The organism is Saliphagus sp. GCM10025317 (assembly GCF_042663665.1).
Lineage (GTDB): Archaea > Halobacteriota > Halobacteria > Halobacteriales > Natrialbaceae > Natronosalvus.
This window is the reverse complement of sequence record NZ_JBHTAQ010000005.1, coordinates 1117903-1137724: the sequence shown is the minus strand read 5'-3', so window position 1 is coordinate 1137724 and position 19822 is coordinate 1117903. Positions and strand designations below refer to the sequence as shown.

Annotated in this window: 18 protein-coding genes and 2 pseudogenes; 11 read left to right on the top strand and 9 right to left on the bottom strand. The window is 64.5% G+C overall.

Annotation, left to right across the window (positions count from 1 at the left end; genetic code table 11):
* Positions 1–59: 59 nt before the first annotated feature.
* The 5 genes and pseudogenes from ACFQS4_RS07645 (at position 60) to ACFQS4_RS07625 (ending at position 6686) form a co-directional block, all read left to right on the top strand.
* On the top strand, positions 60–2219 hold the full coding sequence (locus ACFQS4_RS07645) for a DHH family phosphoesterase (RefSeq protein WP_497903042.1): 2160 nt from the start codon (positions 60–62) through the stop codon (positions 2217–2219).
* A gap of 175 nt (positions 2220–2394) precedes the next feature.
* A complete protein-coding gene (locus tag ACFQS4_RS07640) occupies positions 2395–2787 on the top strand; it encodes a DUF6176 family protein (protein ID WP_497903041.1) in 393 nt (130 codons plus the stop codon).
* Positions 2788–2870: 83 nt separating this feature from the next.
* Positions 2871–3386, top strand: a pseudogene (locus ACFQS4_RS07635) (peptidase M14); the annotation flags it as partial.
* A gap of 158 nt (positions 3387–3544) precedes the next feature.
* The gene (locus ACFQS4_RS07630; protein ID WP_497903040.1) at positions 3545–5989 is read left to right on the top strand and encodes a PAS domain-containing sensor histidine kinase; all 2445 of its coding nucleotides are present in this window, start codon (positions 3545–3547) and stop codon (positions 5987–5989) included.
* A 127-nt stretch (positions 5990–6116) separates the two neighbouring features.
* A complete protein-coding gene (locus ACFQS4_RS07625) occupies positions 6117–6686 on the top strand; it encodes an SHOCT domain-containing protein (protein ID WP_497903039.1) in 570 nt (189 codons plus the stop codon).
* 98 nt (positions 6687–6784) lie between these two features.
* On the opposite strand, the pseudogene mnhG reads toward ACFQS4_RS07625, so the two are convergent.
* The 7 genes and pseudogenes from mnhG to mbhE all read right to left on the bottom strand — a co-directional run.
* Positions 6785–7147: pseudogene (gene mnhG / locus ACFQS4_RS07620) on the bottom strand (monovalent cation/H(+) antiporter subunit G); the annotation flags it as partial.
* Positions 7144–7473, bottom strand: a complete 330-nt coding sequence (locus ACFQS4_RS07615) for an MrpF/PhaF family protein (RefSeq protein WP_497903038.1) — start codon at positions 7471–7473, stop codon at positions 7144–7146. The gene ACFQS4_RS07615 and the pseudogene mnhG, both read right to left, overlap by 4 nt.
* On the bottom strand, positions 7466–8170 hold the full coding sequence (locus tag ACFQS4_RS07610; protein WP_497903037.1) for a Na+/H+ antiporter subunit E: 705 nt from the start codon (positions 8168–8170) through the stop codon (positions 7466–7468). Before ACFQS4_RS07610 ends, ACFQS4_RS07615 begins: the two co-directional genes overlap by 8 nt.
* Complete coding sequence (locus tag ACFQS4_RS07605) at positions 8170–9831, bottom strand: complex I subunit 5 family protein (protein ID WP_497903036.1); 1662 nt, start codon at positions 9829–9831, stop codon at positions 8170–8172. The genes ACFQS4_RS07610 and ACFQS4_RS07605 overlap by 1 nt, the downstream gene beginning before the upstream one ends.
* A complete protein-coding gene (locus ACFQS4_RS07600; RefSeq protein ID WP_253433838.1) occupies positions 9828–10199 on the bottom strand; it encodes a sodium:proton antiporter in 372 nt (123 codons plus the stop codon). The genes ACFQS4_RS07605 and ACFQS4_RS07600 overlap by 4 nt, the downstream gene beginning before the upstream one ends.
* Positions 10196–10660 carry an MnhB domain-containing protein gene (locus tag ACFQS4_RS07595; protein WP_497903035.1) on the bottom strand — a complete coding sequence of 155 codons (465 nt, stop codon included), beginning with the start codon at positions 10658–10660 and terminating at the stop codon, positions 10196–10198. Before ACFQS4_RS07595 ends, ACFQS4_RS07600 begins: the two co-directional genes overlap by 4 nt.
* The gene (gene mbhE / locus ACFQS4_RS07590) at positions 10657–13242 is read right to left on the bottom strand and encodes a hydrogen gas-evolving membrane-bound hydrogenase subunit E (protein ID WP_497903034.1); all 2586 of its coding nucleotides are present in this window, start codon (positions 13240–13242) and stop codon (positions 10657–10659) included. The genes ACFQS4_RS07595 and mbhE overlap by 4 nt, the downstream gene beginning before the upstream one ends.
* Before the next feature lie 135 nt (positions 13243–13377).
* On the opposite strand from mbhE, the gene ACFQS4_RS07585 reads away from it, so the two are divergent.
* The 4 genes from ACFQS4_RS07585 (at position 13378) to ACFQS4_RS07570 (ending at position 16217) form a co-directional block, all read left to right on the top strand.
* Complete coding sequence (locus ACFQS4_RS07585) at positions 13378–15039, top strand: tRNA uridine(34) 5-carboxymethylaminomethyl modification radical SAM/GNAT enzyme Elp3 (RefSeq protein WP_497903033.1); 1662 nt, start codon at positions 13378–13380, stop codon at positions 15037–15039.
* Between the two features lie 125 nt (positions 15040–15164).
* Positions 15165–15440 (top strand): 2'-5' RNA ligase family protein, encoded by a 276-nt coding sequence (locus ACFQS4_RS07580; RefSeq protein ID WP_497903032.1) that lies wholly within the window; start codon positions 15165–15167, stop codon positions 15438–15440.
* Between the two features lie 93 nt (positions 15441–15533).
* A complete protein-coding gene (locus ACFQS4_RS07575; protein WP_497903031.1) occupies positions 15534–15695 on the top strand; it encodes a hypothetical protein in 162 nt (53 codons plus the stop codon).
* A gap of 111 nt (positions 15696–15806) precedes the next feature.
* The gene (locus ACFQS4_RS07570; RefSeq protein ID WP_497903030.1) at positions 15807–16217 is read left to right on the top strand and encodes a universal stress protein; all 411 of its coding nucleotides are present in this window, start codon (positions 15807–15809) and stop codon (positions 16215–16217) included.
* 162 nt (positions 16218–16379) lie between these two features.
* Here the strand turns inward: ACFQS4_RS07570 and ACFQS4_RS07565 are convergent, their stop codons facing one another.
* Complete coding sequence (locus ACFQS4_RS07565; RefSeq protein ID WP_497903029.1) at positions 16380–16757, bottom strand: thioredoxin family protein; 378 nt, start codon at positions 16755–16757, stop codon at positions 16380–16382.
* A 151-nt stretch (positions 16758–16908) separates the two neighbouring features.
* Here ACFQS4_RS07565 and ACFQS4_RS07560 point away from each other — a divergent pair, with 151 nt between their 5' ends.
* Together ACFQS4_RS07560 and ACFQS4_RS07555 are read left to right on the top strand one after the other, a co-directional pair.
* Positions 16909–18288 (top strand): NAD(P)/FAD-dependent oxidoreductase, encoded by a 1380-nt coding sequence (locus ACFQS4_RS07560; RefSeq protein ID WP_497903028.1) that lies wholly within the window; start codon positions 16909–16911, stop codon positions 18286–18288.
* A gap of 95 nt (positions 18289–18383) precedes the next feature.
* Positions 18384–18896: a dCTP deaminase/dUTPase family protein gene (locus ACFQS4_RS07555; RefSeq protein WP_497903027.1), complete on the top strand. Its 513-nt coding sequence runs from the start codon at positions 18384–18386 to the stop codon at positions 18894–18896.
* Positions 18897–18906: 10 nt separating this feature from the next.
* Here ACFQS4_RS07555 and ACFQS4_RS07550 read toward each other — a convergent pair whose 3' ends face one another.
* Positions 18907–19743, bottom strand: a complete 837-nt coding sequence (locus tag ACFQS4_RS07550) for a BtpA/SgcQ family protein (protein ID WP_497903026.1) — start codon at positions 19741–19743, stop codon at positions 18907–18909.
* Positions 19744–19822 lie beyond the last annotated feature (79 nt).

The following is a 19822-nucleotide window of genomic DNA, read 5'->3' as shown; positions in this document are numbered from 1 at the left end:
GTCACGACGCGAGTGGATTTCGACAACCGTTTTAGGACGAACCTGCTTGTGTGAAGTAGATGGGTACCTGTATCATCTGTGGCAAACCCGTCGAAGACCACGTGTGCGAGTTCCACGAGGAGGACGTCGCCTTCGAATTCGAAGGCACCTCCGCGTCGGAGCTCGTCACCTCCCGGTACTACCGGGGTTCGGTCGACGGCTACGCTGACTTCGGTCTCTTCGTCGACATCGGAGACCACGTCACGGGTTTGCTCCACCGAAGCGAGCTGGATCGTCGCCTCGAGAGTCTTGATCTCGAGCCCGGCGATCCGGTCTACGTACAAGTATTGGACGTCAGAGACAACGGCAACATCGACCTCGGCTGGTCGATCCGCCAGGACGACCGCGAGTTCCGCGGGAAGGTCATCCAGACCCCCGACGGCGACGTCCTGCCGGACGAACGAGCCGACGACGGTGGCGAGTCTTCTGACGAATCGAACGAGACGCGACCGAGCGGTACTGCCGACGTGTCGGCTGACGCTGATGTCATCACCGAGACGACGTCGAGTGCCGACGAGCAATCGACATCGGCATCTGCCGCTGCATCGACCTCGACCTCGAGCGACGATGCTGGTCGTGGTTCGGATTCAAAATCGAGTTCGAGTTCAGGTTCCGACTCGAGCGCCCACGCAGCGACCGCAACCGAGGAAGCGACGCCCTCGACCCCGCTCAACCGGACCACGATCGACGCGATCGAGAACCAGGTCGGCTCCATCGTCCGACTCGAGGGCGAGATCACGGGCGTCCGCCAGACCAGCGGCCCGACGGTCTTCGAACTCAGCGACGAGACCGGCACCGTCGAGTCCGCTGCCTTCGAAGAGGCCGGCGTTCGCGCCTACCCCACCGTCGAAATCGGCGACGTCGTCACCCTCGAGGGCGAGGTCGAGCGCCACTACGGCGACCTCCAGATCGAAACGGAGACGCTCGAGGTCCTCGAGGGCGAGGACCGCGAGACCGTCACCGACCGACTCGAGGAGGCCATCGACCAGCAGGCGCGTCCGACCATCGTCGCTCCGCTCGTCGACGACCCGGTCGTCGAGACGGTCGAGGACGAGATCGTCGACGCCGCGACGGCCATCCGCCGTGCGGTCGTCGAGGCACGACCCATCGTCGTCCGCCACAGCGCGACCGCCGACGGCTACGTCGCCGGCGCCGCCCTCGAGCGCGCCATCCTGCCGCTGATCGAGGAGAAACACACCCGCGACGACGCCGTCTACCACTACGTCGAGCGCCGACCGCTCGACGGCCACGTCTACGACATGGACGCCGCCACGGGCGACGTGACCTCGATGCTCGAGGCCCGCGACCGCCACGGCGAGCAGTTGCCGTTGATCGTGCTCGTCGACGCCGGGTCGACGACCGACTCGCTTGACGGCTTCGAACTGCTCGACATCTACGGTGCCGACCGACTCGTGATCGACGACAGTCGCGCCGACGCGGCGGTCGCCGACGCCGTTGACGTCGTAGTCTCGCCGTCACTCGCCGACGAAGACGCCAGTAGTGACCGCTCGGCGATCACCACGAGCACGCTCGCCGCGAACGTCGCCGCCCACGTCAACGACGACGTGCGCGCCGACCTGGAGCACCTGCCCGCCGTGAGTTTCTGGGGCGACGTTCCGGAAGCCTACGCCGACCTTGCGGAAAACGCCGGCTACGACGCCGACGCCTGCGCCGAGCGACGGGAGGCCGTCGCCCTCGAGGCGTACTACCAGTCCTACAAGGACAAGCGCGAACTCGTCGCCGACTTGTTATTCGACGGCGCCGGTGACGGCGACCTCGCGGCGCACGTCGCCGCCCAGTTCCGGGCCAAACTCGAGACGGAACTCGAGACGGCCCGGGAGAACCTCGAGGTTCGCGACGTCGATGGCCGTTCGGTCGCCGTGATCGACACCGCGGCGTTCATCCACCGCTTCGACTTCCCGACGACGACGCTGTTGCTCGACGAACTCCACCGACGCGGCGAGGAGTCGGTCACCCTCGGCGTCGGCCAGGACGAACTCTACGTGCGCTCGGACGACGACATCGACGTCCGCGAACTCGGTTCGACACTCGAGACCACCGTCCCCGACGCTGGAATCACCGTCGTCGGCGGGCGCGACGGCTACGTCGAGTTCCTTTCTGGCGAACGCGAGGCCGTTCGCGAGGCGGCGCTCGAGGCGCTCGGCGAGACGCTCGCGTAAGTCGGTTTCTCCCGTCTCGTTTGGCTTGAGCGGTACCAATAACGAATACGGATACAGACACGAGCGGTCCCGTTGAAATCCTTGGGAGAGAGATCTATTCGAACGGCCGCACAGAATCTCGAGAGTACGTCTCGCCCCAGAAAAACTATCATCTCGCCGATCAAATTTGTCCCCGATGGCAGAAATCTTCATCCGAAAACAGAAGATTCGCCCCGGCAAAACCGAACGCCTCCGCGAGTGGATGGCAAAGATGGGCGAGGAAGCCGAAGCCGACAGTCAGGGCGTCCAGGACATCTGGTCAGCGGAGAGTCTCTACACGATATCGTTGTTCATCGAGCACGCTTCAGACGGCGACTACTTCGTCTGGTATCTCGAGGCGGACTCGATGGACCAGCTCATCGACGCTCGACGTGCCTCGACACATCCGCTACACGACGTCGAAGACGCGATGATGGAGGACGTCCTGGAAAATCCGAACGAGAGCGGTGATTTCGAACCCCTGCTTCACGGCGTGAGTTCCGAACGCCCGAACGATTTCGATGTTCACCAGTACGTCGAGGAGTCCTGACACACGCATCCTGGATCGTGCTGAGACTCGACAACCTATCGAGGTGGTTCAGACGGAAGTGCGAGGGGTGACCTCCTCGCCGAATCGAGGTCGGTGACGCCGCGGAACTCGATGCGGACGACATCGCTTACGAGACGATGGACATCCCGAATCCCGGAAGTCGGAACCTCGAGCACGCGCTGTTGACGGACGTCAGGCCCATTCAACAGGAGATCTGGAAAGTATCCCAGCTCGGGTATACGACGGGCGACGACTCGCCCGCCTGGACCGTCGATACTGCTGCCTTCGAAGCCGCCGGTGGCTCTGTTGCCGGAGAACTCGGCCAAGAGACGTACTGGGAACAGGACGAAGACGGGAACTGGGAACAGATATACGTCCCCGGCGAGGTCGGAGCGGGGACCCTCTCGGCGGGTTCCGCTGAGATCAACGTTATCGGCTCGCTCTTGCCACCAGCGAACCAGCGGGAACTCCACCCGTTCGGCATGGCCGACTACACCCTCTCGTTCATGGGCTACACGCTGATCTGTAATGCCTTAGGGTTCGAGCAGCGCCGCTACGTCGACGGTGACCTCGTGGGCATGTGGGGTGAACTCCGCTAAAACAGGGATTGGACTCGAGCAATCCCTTCGTCCTGGCCTTTCGACGGGGAAGGCGAGAGGCGAAAAACAGTCCACGTCGTGTGCGTAGAGAGAGGCGATCTGTCAGAAACGACACCTAGAACAGCAAACTTTTAGGGTCACGGCGATATCCGGAAGCAATGGTTTCGCCTGGACCACCACCGGAACGTACGATCGCGGACGTCCAGGAGTTCTTCAGTCGAACCGATCAGCCATCGACGCCAGTGTTCACCGAGGAAGTCGCCGAGGCACTCGAGTGTCCCCATCAAACCGTCCGTCACTGCCTGGAGGCCCTCGCCGAACGGGGCGAGATTCAGACCAAACAGGGAGGTGACTCGAGCAGGATCTGGTGGAAGGCTGCGAACAATCTCGCTGACGACCCGCACCAGGGCGAAGCGCAGTTCAGCGCCCTCGTGAGTGCGGTCAAAGATTACGCGATTTTCATGCTCGATCCCGAGGGGTCGGTTGTCACCTGGAACGAGGGAGCCGAGCAGATCAAGGGCTATTCCGAAGCGGAAATCACTGGCGAACACTTCTCGACGTTCTATACCGAGGCCGATATCGCCGACGAGGTGCCCGATCACAACCTCGAAACCGCAGCGACAGAAGGTCGTATCGAGGACGAGGGGTGGCGGGTCCGCAAGGATGGCTCGAGGTTCTGGGCAAACGTCACGATCACTGCTATCCGCGACAACGAGGGCACCCTTCGAGGATTTACCAAGGTCACGCGTGACATGACCGAGCGGCGCGAGTACGAACAGCAGCTAGAGGAGCAAGCTGAACGGCTCGAACGGCAGCGAGACGAATTTAAGCGAGAACTCGACGACGTCTTCGAGCGAATTGACGACGCGTTCTACGCGCTCGACGACGAGTTCCAGTTCGAATACGTAAACGAGCGCGCCGAGGCGTTTTTCGACACGTCGGAACGGGAACTTCTCGGGCGAAAACCCTGGGAGGTGCTCGACGTCGACGAATCCGACTCGCTCTTCGAGAAGTTCGAAACGACGATGGTCACCCAGGAACCGATGAGCTTCGAGCGGTACTCCGACCCACTGGGAATCTGGGCGATGATCCGGGTATACCCCTCCGAGTCGGGTCTCTCCGTGTATTTCCGGGATATCACCGAGCGGAAGGAGCGCGAAAGAGAGCTCGAACTGACGCGCGAACTCCTGGAGAAGGCCGAACGCATCGCGGACGTCGGCGGCTGGGAGATCGACACCGACACCCGAGAGGTGTTCTGGACCGACCACCTCTTCGAGATTCTGACGATACCCGACGACGACGAACCACCGCTGGACGAAGCCCTCGACGTGTACCACGAAGAGGATCGATCGATCATCGAGCACGCTGTCGAGGAGGCCCTCGACTCCGGCGAGTCGTTCGACGTGGAGGTTCGGTTCAGAACACCCGATGGTGAGGTCCGTTGGCTTCACGTCAAGGGCGACCCCGACGTCGATGACGGAGAAGTCGTCTTGCTCCGTGGCGCACTCCAGGACATCACCAAGCGAAAAGAACGAGAGTGGGAGCTCCAGCGCATCCGGGACCGGATGGAGTTCGCTCTCAATGCCACCGATTCGGTCGTCTGGGACTGGGACGTCGAGGACGACGAAGCGTCGTTCTATCCCTCTGCAGAATCGCTCTATGGGACGACAGTCGAAACGTGGGAGGAGTTCGTCGACGTGATTCATCCGGACGATCGACAACGAGCACAACAGGGTATCGAGAAGGCCCTCGAAACAGGTGAGCCAAAGCACGAGGAGATTCGGATTATTCGAGACGGAGACGTACGGTGGATCGAAGCGCCTGGATACCCTGTACAGGATGATGACGGTTCGACTCGGGTGGTCGGAGTGGCTCGTGACATTACTGAACGAAAGACGTACGAACGCAAACTTCAGGAGTCGAACGAGCGCCTCGAGCAGTTCGCGTACGCGGTTTCTCACGACCTTCAGGAGCCGTTACGGATGGTCTCGAGTTATCTCCAGTTGATCGAGAATCGATATGCCGATGAGCTCGACGAGGACGGTGAGGAATTCATCGAGTTCGCGGTGGATGGTGCTGACCGGATGCGGTCGATGATCCAGGACTTACTGGAGTACTCTCGTATCCAGACGGAGGGCGATGCGTTTGAACCGGTAGAACTGGACACAGTTCTCGAGGACGTGTTGGCTGATCTCCAGTTCCAGATCGAGGAACACGACGCCGATATCACGATTGACGACCTCCCGGAGGTCGCAGGTGACGCGAGCCAGCTTCGCCAGTTATTCCAGAATTTGCTCGATAACGCTATCGAATACAGCGGTGACGATCCGCCACGCGTCCACGTCTCGGCCACACGAGACGGTGACGAGTGGGTCGTGTCGGTCCGTGACGAGGGGATCGGAATCGACCCAGAGAACCAGGATCGAATTTTCGAGGTATTCCAGCGACTTCACACGCAGGAAGAATACGCCGGTACGGGTATCGGACTCGCACTCTGTAAGCGAATCGTCGAACGCCACGGCGGCGACATCTGGGTCGATTCGGAGCCAGGTGAGGGTGCGACGTTTTCGTTGTCCATTCCGGTACCAGCCACTACCGAGTAGGTGCCAGATATAGCAGTGAACGCCTGACGAGGGGGTGCGCAACGAGATAGTACAGTTCACCGAACCGAACGGACACGAACCCCTATCGAGAGAAACGTCTTTTTACTGAGGGGACGCAGGCATGTACATGGACGAGGATCTGTGGGCGCGATTTCGAGCGAACGCGACCGGAATCGCGTCGACGCTCGTCACTGGTCTCTGGCTCGGGTTGCTCGTCGGGGATATCGGCGGCGACCTGTGGCTCGCCGTGCTCATCGTCGGGTACGTCGGGATCGTTCCCGCGGTGTCGATACTGTTCGACGACGATGAGGACGAAGCGGACGAAACCGACGAATCTGTCGAAGCTGACGATGCGGGCTGGTCGAACGTCCCGGGCGAAACGAACGAAACTAGCACAACCGCCACAACCGCCACAACCGCCACACACGAACCAAACCAACGACAACCCGCATCTCGAGCCCCGTCGTCAGAAGACCGGGCCGACGCGCTCGTGACGCTTCGCACCCGGTACGCTGCCGGCAAGTTGACCGACGAGCAGTTCGAACACAAACTCGAGCGCTTGCTCGAGGTCGAGACGCTCGAGGACGCCGAGGTCTGGAGGCGCACACGCGACGGAACGACGGACGAGGGGTCGGAACCGGGCGAACGGGAGAGATCGACCAATCGCGAACGCGATCACGAGAACGAACGTGAGTAGTTGCTCATACGACGAGAATCGGTGCGGGGTCAGTCCTCGGCCTCGCCAGGCTCTCCCGATCGGTTCGCGCCCGTTTCGTATCGCCTCGAGTCGCCAGGATCGGGTGCTCGTTCGTCGCCGGTCCGTTCGGGCGGTCGCTCGAGCGCGTCGGGATCGGGCCAGGTGACCCCCTCGACGAAGGGAATCCCAATGCGCTCGGCGGCGCGGGCGATCATGTGCGAGCCCGTCGGAATCGTCAGGAACAGGAAGAGGATGCCGACGAGCGCGGTCAGTCCTTCGGCACCGGGGCCGAAGTGGACGAACCCGGCGAGGAACATCGAGGCGGTTCCGAGGGTCGTCGGCTTGCTCGTCGCGTGCATCCGGTTGTAGACGTTTGGTAGTCGCAGGAGCCCGATGGTGCCGACGGTCAGGAAGAACGTCCCGACGACGACCAGGCCGATCACGAGGGTCGTTCGGATCACTCGATCACCTCCCCTTCGGTGAGGAACTTCGCGACCGCCACGGTCGCGATGAAGCCGATGATCGCCAGGACGAGGCTCACGGTGATGAACAGCCCGCGGTCGGTCAACAGGGCCACGAGGACGGCGATGGCTACCACGTTCGTCGCGATGGCGTCGAGTCCGATGACGCGGTCCGGTTCCGTCGGCCCGCGGATGACGCGATAGCTCGCGAGTACGCACAGAATACCCGCGATCACCAGCGCCGCACGGATAGTCGTCTCGAGGACGGCCGGCGGAGCGCTCGGCTGCGTGGCCGAGAGCACCTCGAGAAGGGTGGGGTCAGTCACGGTTCTCGCCTCCGTCTTCGTTCTCTCGCCCGGCTCTGTCGGCAGCCTCGAGTTCGTCGGCCAGCTCGTCCGCTGGCAGCTGGTTCACCGCCGAGGTCTCGTCGGCGCGTTCGTCGGGCGGGGTCGGCGTGCTCGCCCGAGTACCGCCGGAGACGACGATGTCCCGCGTCGGATCCTCGGGACTCGCTCGCTCGTCGAAGATCACGAGTGCGTACTCCTCCCACGTCCTGATCGTTCTGGCGATCGCCTCCGGGTCGCGGCCGTCGACCGCGTGGATGTAGAGCGCGTTCGTCTCGCCGTCGTAGTCGAGCGTGACGGTCCCCGGCGTGATTGAGACGCTGTTGGCGATGGTCGTGATCGCGAGGTCGGTCTCGACGCGCAGGGGGAACAGGAACACCTCCGGTTCGATCGGCATCGAGGGCGAGAGGACGCGCTTCGTGACGTCGACGTTCGCCCGCAGGATCTCCCAAGTGAAGATCCCGAGGTACGAGAGGGCGGACGGAATCGCGCGAACGCTCCGCGGGACGTCGACCCACTCGTCGTAGAGCCGACGGAAGACGAACGCGACGGGAAAGCCGACGGCGAGTCCCAGGAGCAGCTGTCCGAGGACGGCAGATGGCGTCAGGGTGACGCCGCGGACGAACACCCACAGGAGTGCAAAGACGACGCCGGCGAGGGGCCAGGTTCTGGTCCGCATCAGTGGTCACCCCCGGATCCCGTCGGGACCTCGTCAGCCGGATCGACGGCCTCGACGTAGGTGTCGGCGTCCAGCGCGGCCTCAGCCCCGGCCTCGGCGAAGGCGTAGACTGGCTCGAAGCCGACGCCAACGCCGACGATCGCGAGGGCGAGCGCGAGGAGGACGGCCGCCTGTACGTGATCGGTCACCGCCGTCTCGACCGCCGTGGACGGCGGGCCCCAGAAGCTCCGCGTCCACAGGCGCGTCGCGTACACGAGCGACAACACTGATCCGGCGACGACTACGACCACGAGCGCGCTCGAGGCCGTGCGCGCGGCGACGTCGAAGACGAGGAACTTCCCGAAGAAGCCCGACAGCGGCGGGATGCCAACGAGTGCGAGCGAGCCGACGAAGAACGGCACCGCAATCGACGGACTGCGCCCGGCCAGACCGCCCAGGTCGGCGAGGCGGCTCGTTCCCGTCGCGGTCCGGACCGCCCCGACCGCGAGAAAGAGCAGCCCCTTCGCCAGGGTGTGGTTGAGCGCGTATACGAGTGCGGCGACGATGCCGAGCGTTCGGAGCTCCGGGACCGCCGCCGCGATGGCGACGGGGAGCGCGATGAACCCGACCTGGCCGATGCTCGAGTACGCCAGCACCGACTCGATGGAGCGGCCGCCGACGGCGCCGAGTCCGCCGACGAAGATGCTCGCGACAGCCATGGCGAACAGCGCCGCGCCGACGAAGACGAGTGGCGAGTCGCCGGCAAGCTCGAGGCCCGTGAACGGTACCGCGAGGGAGACGTCGACCGGTGCGTCGCCGACAACGGTGAACGAGAGCCGGATGATCGCGTAGATGCCGACCTTCTTCGTCGCCCCGGCGAGGAGGGCGGCGATCTGTGGCGGCGCGGCCTGGTACGCCGACGGAATCCAGAACTGGAAGGGGACGAGTCCCGCCTTGATGGCGAAGACCGCGAGCAGGAGGCCGAAGAGGCCGACGACCGGCACGGGGTCAATGCCGTAGGCCGCCGGCTCCGCGAGGCGCCTCGAGAGGTCGGCCATGTTGAGCGACCCCGTCGTGGCGTAGAGCCCGCCGACGCCGAGCAGGAAGACGGCGCTCGCGACGAGGTTGAGGCTGACGTACCAGAACGCCGCCCGGGTCTGGAGGGGGCCGCCGTCGTAGGCGACGAAGAGGTAGCTGGCCATGAGCATCACCTCGAACCAGACGAACAGGTTGAACAGGTCGCCCGTGAGGAAGGCCCCGGTCACGCCCACCATCAGGAAGTGAAACAGCGGGAAGTAGTACCGGTGGCGGTCGAGGTCGGGCAACACCCGGATCGAGGAGAGCAGCGAGGCCATCCCGATCACGGCGACCATCGTCAGCATGAACGCCGAAAGACCGTCGACGACCAGCGTAATCCCGAAGGGGGCGGCCCAGCCGCCGACCTGGTAGGTCGCGATCCCCGGGGCGTCGGGCGCGAGTACGAGGTACCAGTCAATCGCCACCACGGCGAGCAGGTACGCGACCGCACCGAGGACGCTGACACCGATCCGGCCGCGGTGCTGGCGGCCGGAGAGCAGGCTGGCGACGGCGGTCACGAGGGCGATCAGGAGCGGAGCGACGACGAGGGTGGAGGCCGCGTCGGTTCCTGTTGCCGCCGGGATCGGGATCCACGGCGCGATCATCGTCGATCACCCGCCTCGTCCGCTTCGGCCAACTCGGCCAGCGCGAGCGTCCCGTGTTCCTGGTAGACCCGATACGAGAGGAACAGGGCGAACGCCGTCATCCCGAAGCCGATGACGATGGCCGTCAACACGAGCGCCTGGACCAGCGGATCGGTCACGCCCGACGGCGGCTCGCCGTGGCCCGCCAGGACGGGGACTGCGTCGGGGCCAGCAGGGAGTATATTCCCCATTGCCAGCAGGTAGACGTTCGCCGCCTGGCTGAGCAGCGACAGCCCCCAGACGACGCGCACGAGGTCCTGCTGGAGCAGCAGGTACGTCCCGATGGCACACAGCGCGCCGACGACGGTCGCGACGACGATAGCGGTCATTCGTCACCCACCACCGAGAGGATCGTCAGGAGGCCACCGAGTACGACGCACATGACCCCGAAGTCGAACGCCAGCGCGCTGGCGATCTCGACGTGGTGGTAGATCGGGACCCCCTCGAACTCGCGGAACGTCTGGCTGAGGAACGGGTAGCCGAGGGCCATGGGGACCAGGGCACTGATGACGGCGATAGCCAGCCCGTACTCAAACAGTCGACGGTAGGCGAGGACGACGCGATCCCGGGAGGGTGGCCCGCCGGGTTCGACATCGCGTCCGAGGACGCCGCGCTCGAGGAAGTCGAGGTCGAACGCGAGGTAGATGACGACGAAGGCGGTGGCCGCGAGGACGCCGCCGATGAAGCCGCCGCCGGGGAGGTTGTGGCCCTCGACGAACAGCGAGGCGGCGACGACCAGGATGATGGGGACGACGACGCGGGCGGTGGTCCGCATGATTACGGTGGTCATCGGTCGGCACCTCTCGAGTCATCTGTGTCTGTGTCCGTGTCCGTATCCGTCCCTGTGTCACCAGTTTCTTCGTCCGTATCCCCGTCCACATCCGTCTCACCAGTCGTCGTGTAGAACCCCTGCGCCTCACCCCCCATCCCGCGCTCGAGGACATCGGCATCGTCCGGATAGTCGTCCGCCTCGAGTCGCGCCCGCTTCGCCCGGTCGCCCGTCCGTTCGGTGTTCGAGCGCATCGTGATCAGGGTCGAAATCGAGATGGCCGCGAGCGCGACCACGACGAGTTCGCCGAGCGTGTCGAACCCCCGGAAGTCGACGAGGGTAACGTTGACGATGTTCGTCCCGCCACCCCCCTCTACGGCCCACTCGACGTAGTACTCGGCGACGTCGGTCGCGCCGTCCGGACGGGCGCCGGTCGTCACGAGCACCGTGACGAAGGCGGTGACGCCGACGACCGCCGAGAGGACGATGTCCCGGATCTCCCCAACCAACGAACGGCCCGTCTCGACGAACTCGGGAACCTCCTCGATGACGAGCAAGAAGAGCACGAGCACCAGCGTCTCGACGACTAGCTGGGTCAACGCAAGGTCGGGCGCGCTCGCCAGGATGTAGAAAATCGCCAGCATGAACCCGAGGATCGAGAGCGTCAGTACCCCTGAGACGTGGCTGCGGGCGACGGCGACCGCGACGCTGGCCAGCACTGCGACGAGCAGGATCAGGGCGACCTCGAGGCGGACGTCCGTCCCGAGTTCGAACGGCGTGATCGCGCCGGTCGCGCCGAAGCCGCCGAGGACGAGCGCGCAGATGCCGAGCAGCGTCCAGGTCGCGTACGTCCGGAGGAGGCCGTCGTGAACCGTCGCGTCGAGCCGGTCGGCCAGGACCTCGAGGCCGTCGACGGTGCCGTCGTACCAGCGCGACGGGTTGATAGCGCGCGTTCGGCCGACGAGTCCGGCCGCTCCGCGATGGAGGCGGTCGACGAAGGGGAACAGGCCGATGCCGAGGGCGATCGTCACCGCACTCATGCCGACGGGAAGGTTGAGGGACGTGGGAAGTCCGACGTGCATCTCGTGGGGATCGGTCGCCGTCGCGTCGAAGCCCGCCTGGACAATCGCCTGGACGGCGAGGTCGGGATCGACGCTGACGACGACGGCGAGTAGCGTCAGGACGGCCGGCGAAGCGAGCAGCGGGATCGCCGGTCGACCCGCGTGCTCGGGCGTGGAGATGCGATCACCGAAGAAGATCGACAGGAACCGCAGCGAGTAGAGGACGGTGATCACGCTCCCGAAGACGGCGACCACCGGGTAGACCCACTCGAGGACGCCGACGTCGTGATAGGTGCCGACCTCGAGGACCGCCTCGAAGAGCAGTTCCTTCGAGTAGAAGCCGTTGAACGGCGGGATGCCGGCCATCGAGAGGGCGACGATGGTCGTCATTCCGGCCGTGATCGGCAGGTGGTGACGGAGCCCTCCGAGTTCCGAGAGGTGCCTGGTCCCCATCTGGTGGGCGACGATGCCGGCGATCAGGAAGAGGGCGGCCTTGAACAGCGCGTGGTTGAGCAGGTGAAAGACCCCGGTTTCGGCCCCCAGATACGACGGGACACCGAAGCCGGCGATCATCAGCCCGAGGTGGCTGGCCGTCGAGTACGCGAGCAGTTCCTTGATGTCCGTCGACGCCAACGCCAGAATCGCACAGACGACCATCGTCGTCAGACCGAGGGTCACGAACAGGAGGAGCCACTCGGAGCCGACGAAGATCGGTCGAACCCGGCCGACGAAGTAGACGCCGACTTTGACCATCGTCGCGGAGTGCAAGAACGCGGAGACTGGCGTCGGCGCGGCCATCGCGTTCGGCAGCCAGAAGTGCAGCGGGACCTGCGCGGACTTCGTGGCCGCGCCGACGGCGATCAGGCCGAGGGCCGGGAGGAACAGCCCTCGTTCGCGGAGGCCCGCCTCCATCGCGTCGGGGTTCTCGAGCATCGCCGCGAGGTCGAACGCGGCGGTCGAGCCGATGACGTCACCGGCGACCAGCGAGAGGAGGAGGAGGCCGACTAGCAAGAACAGGCCGCCGCCAGCGGTGACGATCATGGCCATGCGGGCGGCCCGCGTCGAACCCGGGTCCGACGTGTAGTAGCCGATGAGGAGGAACGACCAGACGCTCGTGAGTTCCCAGAAGACGAAGATCGCGATCAGGTCGGCCGCCAGCGCGACGCCGATGATCGAGCCCATGAACGCGAGCAACGCCCCGTAGTATCGGCTCAGCCCGTCCGACCCGCGAACGTACGCCGGCGAATAAGAGAAGACGAGCACGCCGATGCCGCTCGCGAGGAGGGCGAACAGCAACCCCCAGCCGTCGACGGTGAATCGAAGCGCGATCTCGAGGGAAGGTATCCAGGATAGCTCGACCGTCCCCGGATCGGTCGTCGCCGTCTCGTACTGGGTGGCGAGCAGTCCGAACGAACAGAGGGCGACGAGGGCGCCGACGTAACCCGTTTCGTCGCCGAGGAAACGAACCAATAGCGGGGCGAACCCGGCAGCCAGAAAGGGGAGAAAAACGGCCGCGAGAACGACCGGCAGGTCGGGTGACATCTGATACGCCGACGATAGGACGAGGCCGTCCTTAAACGATTACCTTTCGGGTTTCGGCCCGTGGGTTTTCGGCCTCGAGTCCCGGCCCTCGAGAGTCCGACACGCTTATTCACGAACGGGCACCAGTACCTACCAGTGAGTACCGAGACGCCCGATCCGACCGACACCGACGCGTTCGAGCGCGCCTGCGAGGCACTCGTCGAGCGCCTGCTTGAGGGCGACATCGAACGCGAGGAGGTCGAGAAGGCCAAACTCGAGGTCTGTTCGGACCACTCCTCGCCGAAGGTGCCGAAGAACTCCGAACTCCTCGACTTCGCCCCAAGCGAGCGCCGCGAGGACCTCGAGGGCCTCCTCCGTCGCAAGCCCGTCCGCACCGCCTCGGGCGTCTCCCCCGTCGCGATCATGACCAGTCCCGAGCGCTGCCCCCACGGGAAGTGCCTCTACTGTCCGGGCGGCCCGGACTCGGAGTTCTCGAGTTCCCAGAGCTACACCGGCCAGGAACCCGCCGCCGCCCGCGGCGTCCAGAACGACTACGACCCCTACGGCCAGGTGACCCTGCGCCTCGAGCAGTTGCGCGAGATCGGTCACCCCGTCGACAAGGTCGAACTCATCCTGATGGGCGGAACGATGACCGCCCGGAGCCACGACTATCAGGAGTGGTTCGTCAAGCGCGCCCTCGAGGCGATGAACGACTACGACGTCGAGAAGGATCCGGAACCGGCCGAGGGCGAGAGTTTTGCACAGAACAGCGAGGACTACGAGTTCCGCTACCTCGAGGACGTGATCGCCGAGAACGAGACCAACGACGTCCGCAACATCGGGACGACCTTCGAGACCAAGCCCGACTGGTGTGACCCCGAGCAGATCGATCGGATGCTCGATCTCGGGGGGACGAAGGTCGAGGTCGGCGTCCAGACCACCTTCGAGCGGATCAACCGCGAGATGCACCGCGGCCACGGCACCCAGGATTCCATCGATGCCAACCGACGGCTCCGGGACTCGGCGTTCAAGGTCGGCTTTCACATGATGCCGGGCCAGCCAGGGATGAGCAAAGAGATGTGCCTCGAGGACTTTCGGGAACTGTTCGAATCCACCCAGTGGCGCCCGGACTACCTCAAGATCTACCCGACGCTCGTGGTGCGCGGGACGGCGACGTACGACTGGTGGTACAACGACGAGTACGAGCCGCTGACTAACGAGGAGGCTGCCGACCTGGTCGCGGAGATTAAGGATATGATCCCCCGGTACACCCGCCTCCAGCGCGTCCAGCGGGACATCCCGGCGGACTTCATCGACGCCGGGGTCTGGAAGTCGAACCTCCGTCAGCTGGCTCGCCAGCGGATGGCCGAGCACGGCTGGACCTGCGACTGTATCCGCTGCCGGGAAGTGGGTATGAACGACGAGGAACCCGAGGAGATCGATCTCGACGTCATGACCTACGAGGTCTGTGGCGGCACCGAGCACTTCATTTCGATCGAGGACTTCCAGCAGAACCTCCTGATCGGCTTTTGCCGGCTCCGGTTCCCCAACGATCCCGTGAGACCGGAACTCGAGAACGCGGCCCTCGTGCGCGAACTGCACGTCTACGGCAGTGAAGTGTCGGTAGGCGATACGAGCGAGGGTGACCAGCATCAACATCAGGGCTACGGCCGCAGGCTGATGACCCGCGCCGAGGAACTGGCGGCCGACGCGGGTTATGACAAGATCAGCGTCATCTCGGGCATCGGCGCGCGGGAGTACTACCGGAACAAACTGGGGTACCACCAGGACGGGCCGTACGTGAGCAAGCGGTTCTAGAGCGGCCCTGTCGAAATCCCGTTAGTTCGACGTTCTCGGCACTGAAACGGCCGTGAAGTAGGCGTGTGAATTGCTTCTCGGATTATCAGGAGAATATTCTTATAGATGGCTGAAAGTTTTGAATTGTGACTACCATTATCGGACCCACGCTTCCTGACCCGTATTTCAGCACCGTCGAATCGATATGGGACGAGTTAGTGGATGAGTTCGGTATCGACCGGTATATCAACCCATTTCCGCACTTCACCCTGTACGCCCTGAACGATGAGGTCGATATTGCAACCGTTGAATCCGCCATTGAGGAGACTGCTGGAGAACACGCTCCGTTTTCTGTTCATACAGATGGTATTGGCATCTTCCCCGGAAATCACGTCTGGCTTCCGGTCGCTAAATCCCCCTAGCTCACGGCACTCCACGCTGACGTCGTACGGGCGGTTGAGGATTCGGGAACGGCACCAGTGCCATTTTACGAACCGCATAGATGGTTTCCACACGTGGGCCTGGCACTCGGCATCGATGACGAGCGGACCTGCGACATCGTTGCGTTCCTGCTGGAGCGCGATTTCGAGTGGGATTTTACGGTCGATAATATCACAATCACCCGGCCACCGGCCGATGGAAAAGAACACGAAATAGTGGCATCTATCGACCTGTAATCCGCTGAGACGTCAACAGAGCCGGCTGACTCAGTCCTCCGCCGGGGAAAGTATCGGTCCTCGAGCGCGTGCCGTACTGACATTTATTAGCGCTCGCCGTCGAGTGCACGTATGGCAATTCTCGTCGCCTACGACGGCTCGGACCCCGCACAGGAGGCGGTCGAACACGCGGTTCGCAAACATGCCGACGAGGAGATTATCCTCTTGCGCATCGTCGAACTCGCCGACGGCTTCACGAGCGCCGGCTACAACCTCCTCAAAGAACAGTTCGAAGCGGACGAGGAGGCGCCGGAGGTCTCCGAGGAACTCCGACTGTTACTCGACGAGGAAGACGTCGAATTCCGGATCGAGACCGCCGTCGGCGACCCCGCTCGAGAGATCGTCGAGTTCGCCGAGGACAACGCTGTCGACCACATCATCGTCGGCAGTCACGGTCGACAGGGGGTCTCGCGCGTGCTGCTTGGGAGCGTGGCCGAGAAGGTGGTTCGCCGAGCCCCGATGCCGGTAACCGTCGTTCGGTAAGTGGTTGATCGACGAATCCCTGGGGGGAATCGAGCATTTGTCCTTTAGCTATTAATTCTATAGTATTGTCCTATCGGCCGATAGTCTGCCACAGAGCTGAATCGATCGGTCGATCGGAATCGGCGCACGACCACCCACCCTCCCTGTACGGCCAACGAAACGCTACTGATCGGTCTCCGGCTCGAGCCACGCGATGACCTCCTCGGTGGGGATAAAGCCATCCGCGCGGCAGGCGACGGGTTCGCCGTCGACGAACGCGACCAGCAACGGCACGCTCCGGACGTCGAATCGCTCGATCAGTGGCGGGTCGTCCCGCGGATTGATCGTGCCGATGGCGACGTCGGTCGCTCGAGCGACGCCCCCCAGGACGGGGACCATCGCGTCGCACATCGAACACCCGGCGGTGTAGAACTCGACGAGCGCGCGGTCGTGGTCGGCGACGAACGCCTCGAGGTCGACCTCGCTCTCGAGGGAAACGGGGCGCTCGGAGGATCGGTCGGTCGCGTCGGCGTCCGCCGTCTCTGTCGGTGTGTCGCTCATAAGCGGCGTACGGCTCGAGGCTACGTTTGTCTTGTGCCGCCCGATCCCCGAGCATAATGCATCCGTGTGACGGAGACCCAGCGTCGCGAGTCCGTTCTCGTCGCAGCGACTTTCAGGCACTTTAATAGGGGTCGCTGAGTCCCCACGCTGTATGGAACGCGTTGACGTTGCGATCGTCGGCGGTGGGCCCGCGGGTGCGTCGGCGGCCGAACGGGCCGCCGCCCACGGCGCCGAGACGGTCCTGTTCGAACAGGGCGTCCCTCGAGAGGATCGAGAGGGCCTCGGTCCGGACTCGACCGACGCCGCGGGGATGCTCGACTACTGGATCGACATCATGGACTTCGACTACGAGGAGATCCCCGACGAGGTGATCCTCCGGGAACTCGAAGGCACGGAGTTCGTCGGACCCACGACGAAGATCCGCCTCGAGACGACGGGCATGGAGGCCCGGTATCCGAAGTTCGGCTACACCTTCCACCGCGCGCGAATGGACGACTGGCTTCACGAACGCGCCGCGGACGCGGGGGCCGACATGCGCGTCGGGACGGGCGTCAAGAACCTCGAGAGCGACCTCTCGGGCGAGCCGGTCCACACCCTGACGCTGTCGAACGGCGGCGAACTCGAGGCGAGCCACGTCGTCCTCGCCGACGGGCCACAGCGCCGGATCACGCTGAACGCGCTGGATCAATTTCTGGTGGGCAAGAGCGTCTCCGACCACCTCTCGCCCCCGACGGCGAACCACATCGCCTACCAGCAGTACCGCGAGTTCCCCGAGGAGCTGTTCGCCGAGTTCGAGGACACCCTCAAGTTCTGGTGGGGCTACATGCCCGGCGAGACCGCGTACCCGTGGATCTTCGCCAACGACGGCACCGTCGCCCGCGTCGGCCTGACGATGCCCATCGGGATGGACCTCGAGGATGTCGCCCACCCCGAGTCGTACAAGCTCCTGAAACCGAGCGACGACGGCATTCCGAACGGCGCAGAGTACATCCGTCGCCTGCTCGAACTCGAGTACGGCGACGAGTACGACGTCGAGGAAGACATCCCGATCGTCGAAGATCGCGGGAAGTCGAAGGGGACCGAGACCTACCCCATCTCGTCGACGCGACCGATCGAGTCGCCGGTGGGCGCGAACATCGCCGTCGCGGGCGGCGCGATGGGGACGACCTCGGCGTTCCACGAGGGCGGCTACCACGTCGCCGTTCGCACGGGCAAGATCGCTGGACGACTGGCGGCGACGGACGGTCTCGAGCACTACAACGAGGTCTGGAAGCGAGCGATCGGCGACGAGATCCTCCGGAACGTCGCCTTCGCGGACATCGTCAAGGACTACGAGCCGGACGACTGGGACTGGGCGTTCGACGTCATCAGCGGGATGCAGGGCTCGAGCAGCGGCGACGGCCCCATCCTGGAGAAACGGCTCACGTCGGGCGTCGGCGGCGCAAAGATCCTGATGGCCTACAGGAGACGGAAATTCAAGTACCGGAACGGGAAGTACGTCCAGTTGAGCGAGGACGAGTACGTCTACTGATCGCTGAGCGACGAGGTCGGTACCGCGGCTCGAGTACCAGCGGGCGCCTCGAGACACCACGCTTTTTCACCTCCGGGACCGTTGCCTCGACCAGCATGTCCGTCGAGCACGACGTCTTACCGTTCGTCGACAACCTGGTGTACGAGCCCGAACAGGTCCACGACCACGGCGTCGACCTCACGGTGGCCGCCGTCTACGAGGTCGCCGGACCCGGTCGCCTGGACTTCGGGGGCGACGAACTCGAGGACGCCGACCTCGAGCCGGTCGGTACGGAGCCGCGAAACCCGGACGACGAGTACGAGTGGTGGACCCTCGAGGGCGGCCAGTACGTCATCCAGTACAACGAGTTCCTGACGGGTGCCGAAGACGACGGACCGCTGGTCCTCCAGCCGCGTCACGAGTTGCTGGCTCGAGGGGGATCTCACCCGACCGTCTACGTCTTCACGCACCTCCCGTTGCTCCCGCTCTCGATCCCGGCGGGGGGTATTCGGATCAAGGAGAACGCACGGGTCTCGACGTTGCTGGCGCTCGATTCGGGCGAGGGCTCGCAATCCGGTAGGACCGACGGTTCCGAACCGGTCGACGCTCGAGGGGACGTGGATCGCTAAAGAGCGAACGCTACGTCTCCGCCGTTCGAGCCGCCTCCATCAACGCCTCGACTCGTTCCCGTGAAACGGGATTCGTCGTCTCCCCGCCTTCTTTCAGCGTCGTCCCGACGATCGCCCCGTCCGCGCCGACCGCAAAGGCGTCGTCGATCGATTCGGGCGTGACGCCGCTGCCGACGAACACCGGCACTGGGACCGCCACCTCGCGGTCGACCGTCGATACCGCTTCGACCACTCGCTCGAGATCCTCGAGCGACGTCGTCTGTCCGGTGCCAGCCCCAGAGACGATTAGCCCGTCGGCCCGTCCACGGACCGCCGTCTCGAGGGCGGTCTGTGCCAGCCCCGCCTCCCCGAGGGGCGTTGCGTGCTTGACGTCCACGTCTGCAAGGATGGCCACGTCGGCCTCAAGGCGATCGCGGAGCCGGACCGTCTCGTGCGCTCTCCCCTCGACGATGCCCTGGTCCGTCGTCGCGGCGCCGACGTGGACGTTGACCCGGACGAACGAGGCCCCCGCTGCCGCGGCGACCGAGAGGGCGGCCTCGGCGTCGTTTCGCAGGACGTTGACGCCGACCGGAACGTCGACCGCGCTCGTAATCGTCGTCACGAGTGCCGCCATTTCGGCGACGGTGTGGGTCGGCACCTCGTCGGGATAGAACGGCGAGTCGCCGAAGTTCTCGACGACGATGCCGTCGACGCCGCCGGCCTCGAGCGCGGCCGCGTCCTCGAGCGCGCGAGTTCGGATCGCCTCGCGGCTTCCTCCGTAGCCCGGCGATCCAGGGAGCGCTGGGAGGTGGATCATTCCGCAGATTGGGCGTTCGGTTCCGAAGGCGTCGCGGTGATTCCAGTCCATACGCGTCGTGCTCGGGCGAACCGTATTACTGTTGGGAGGAACAGTTCGCGTCTCGCGTTCCACGCGTACCAATAGTACA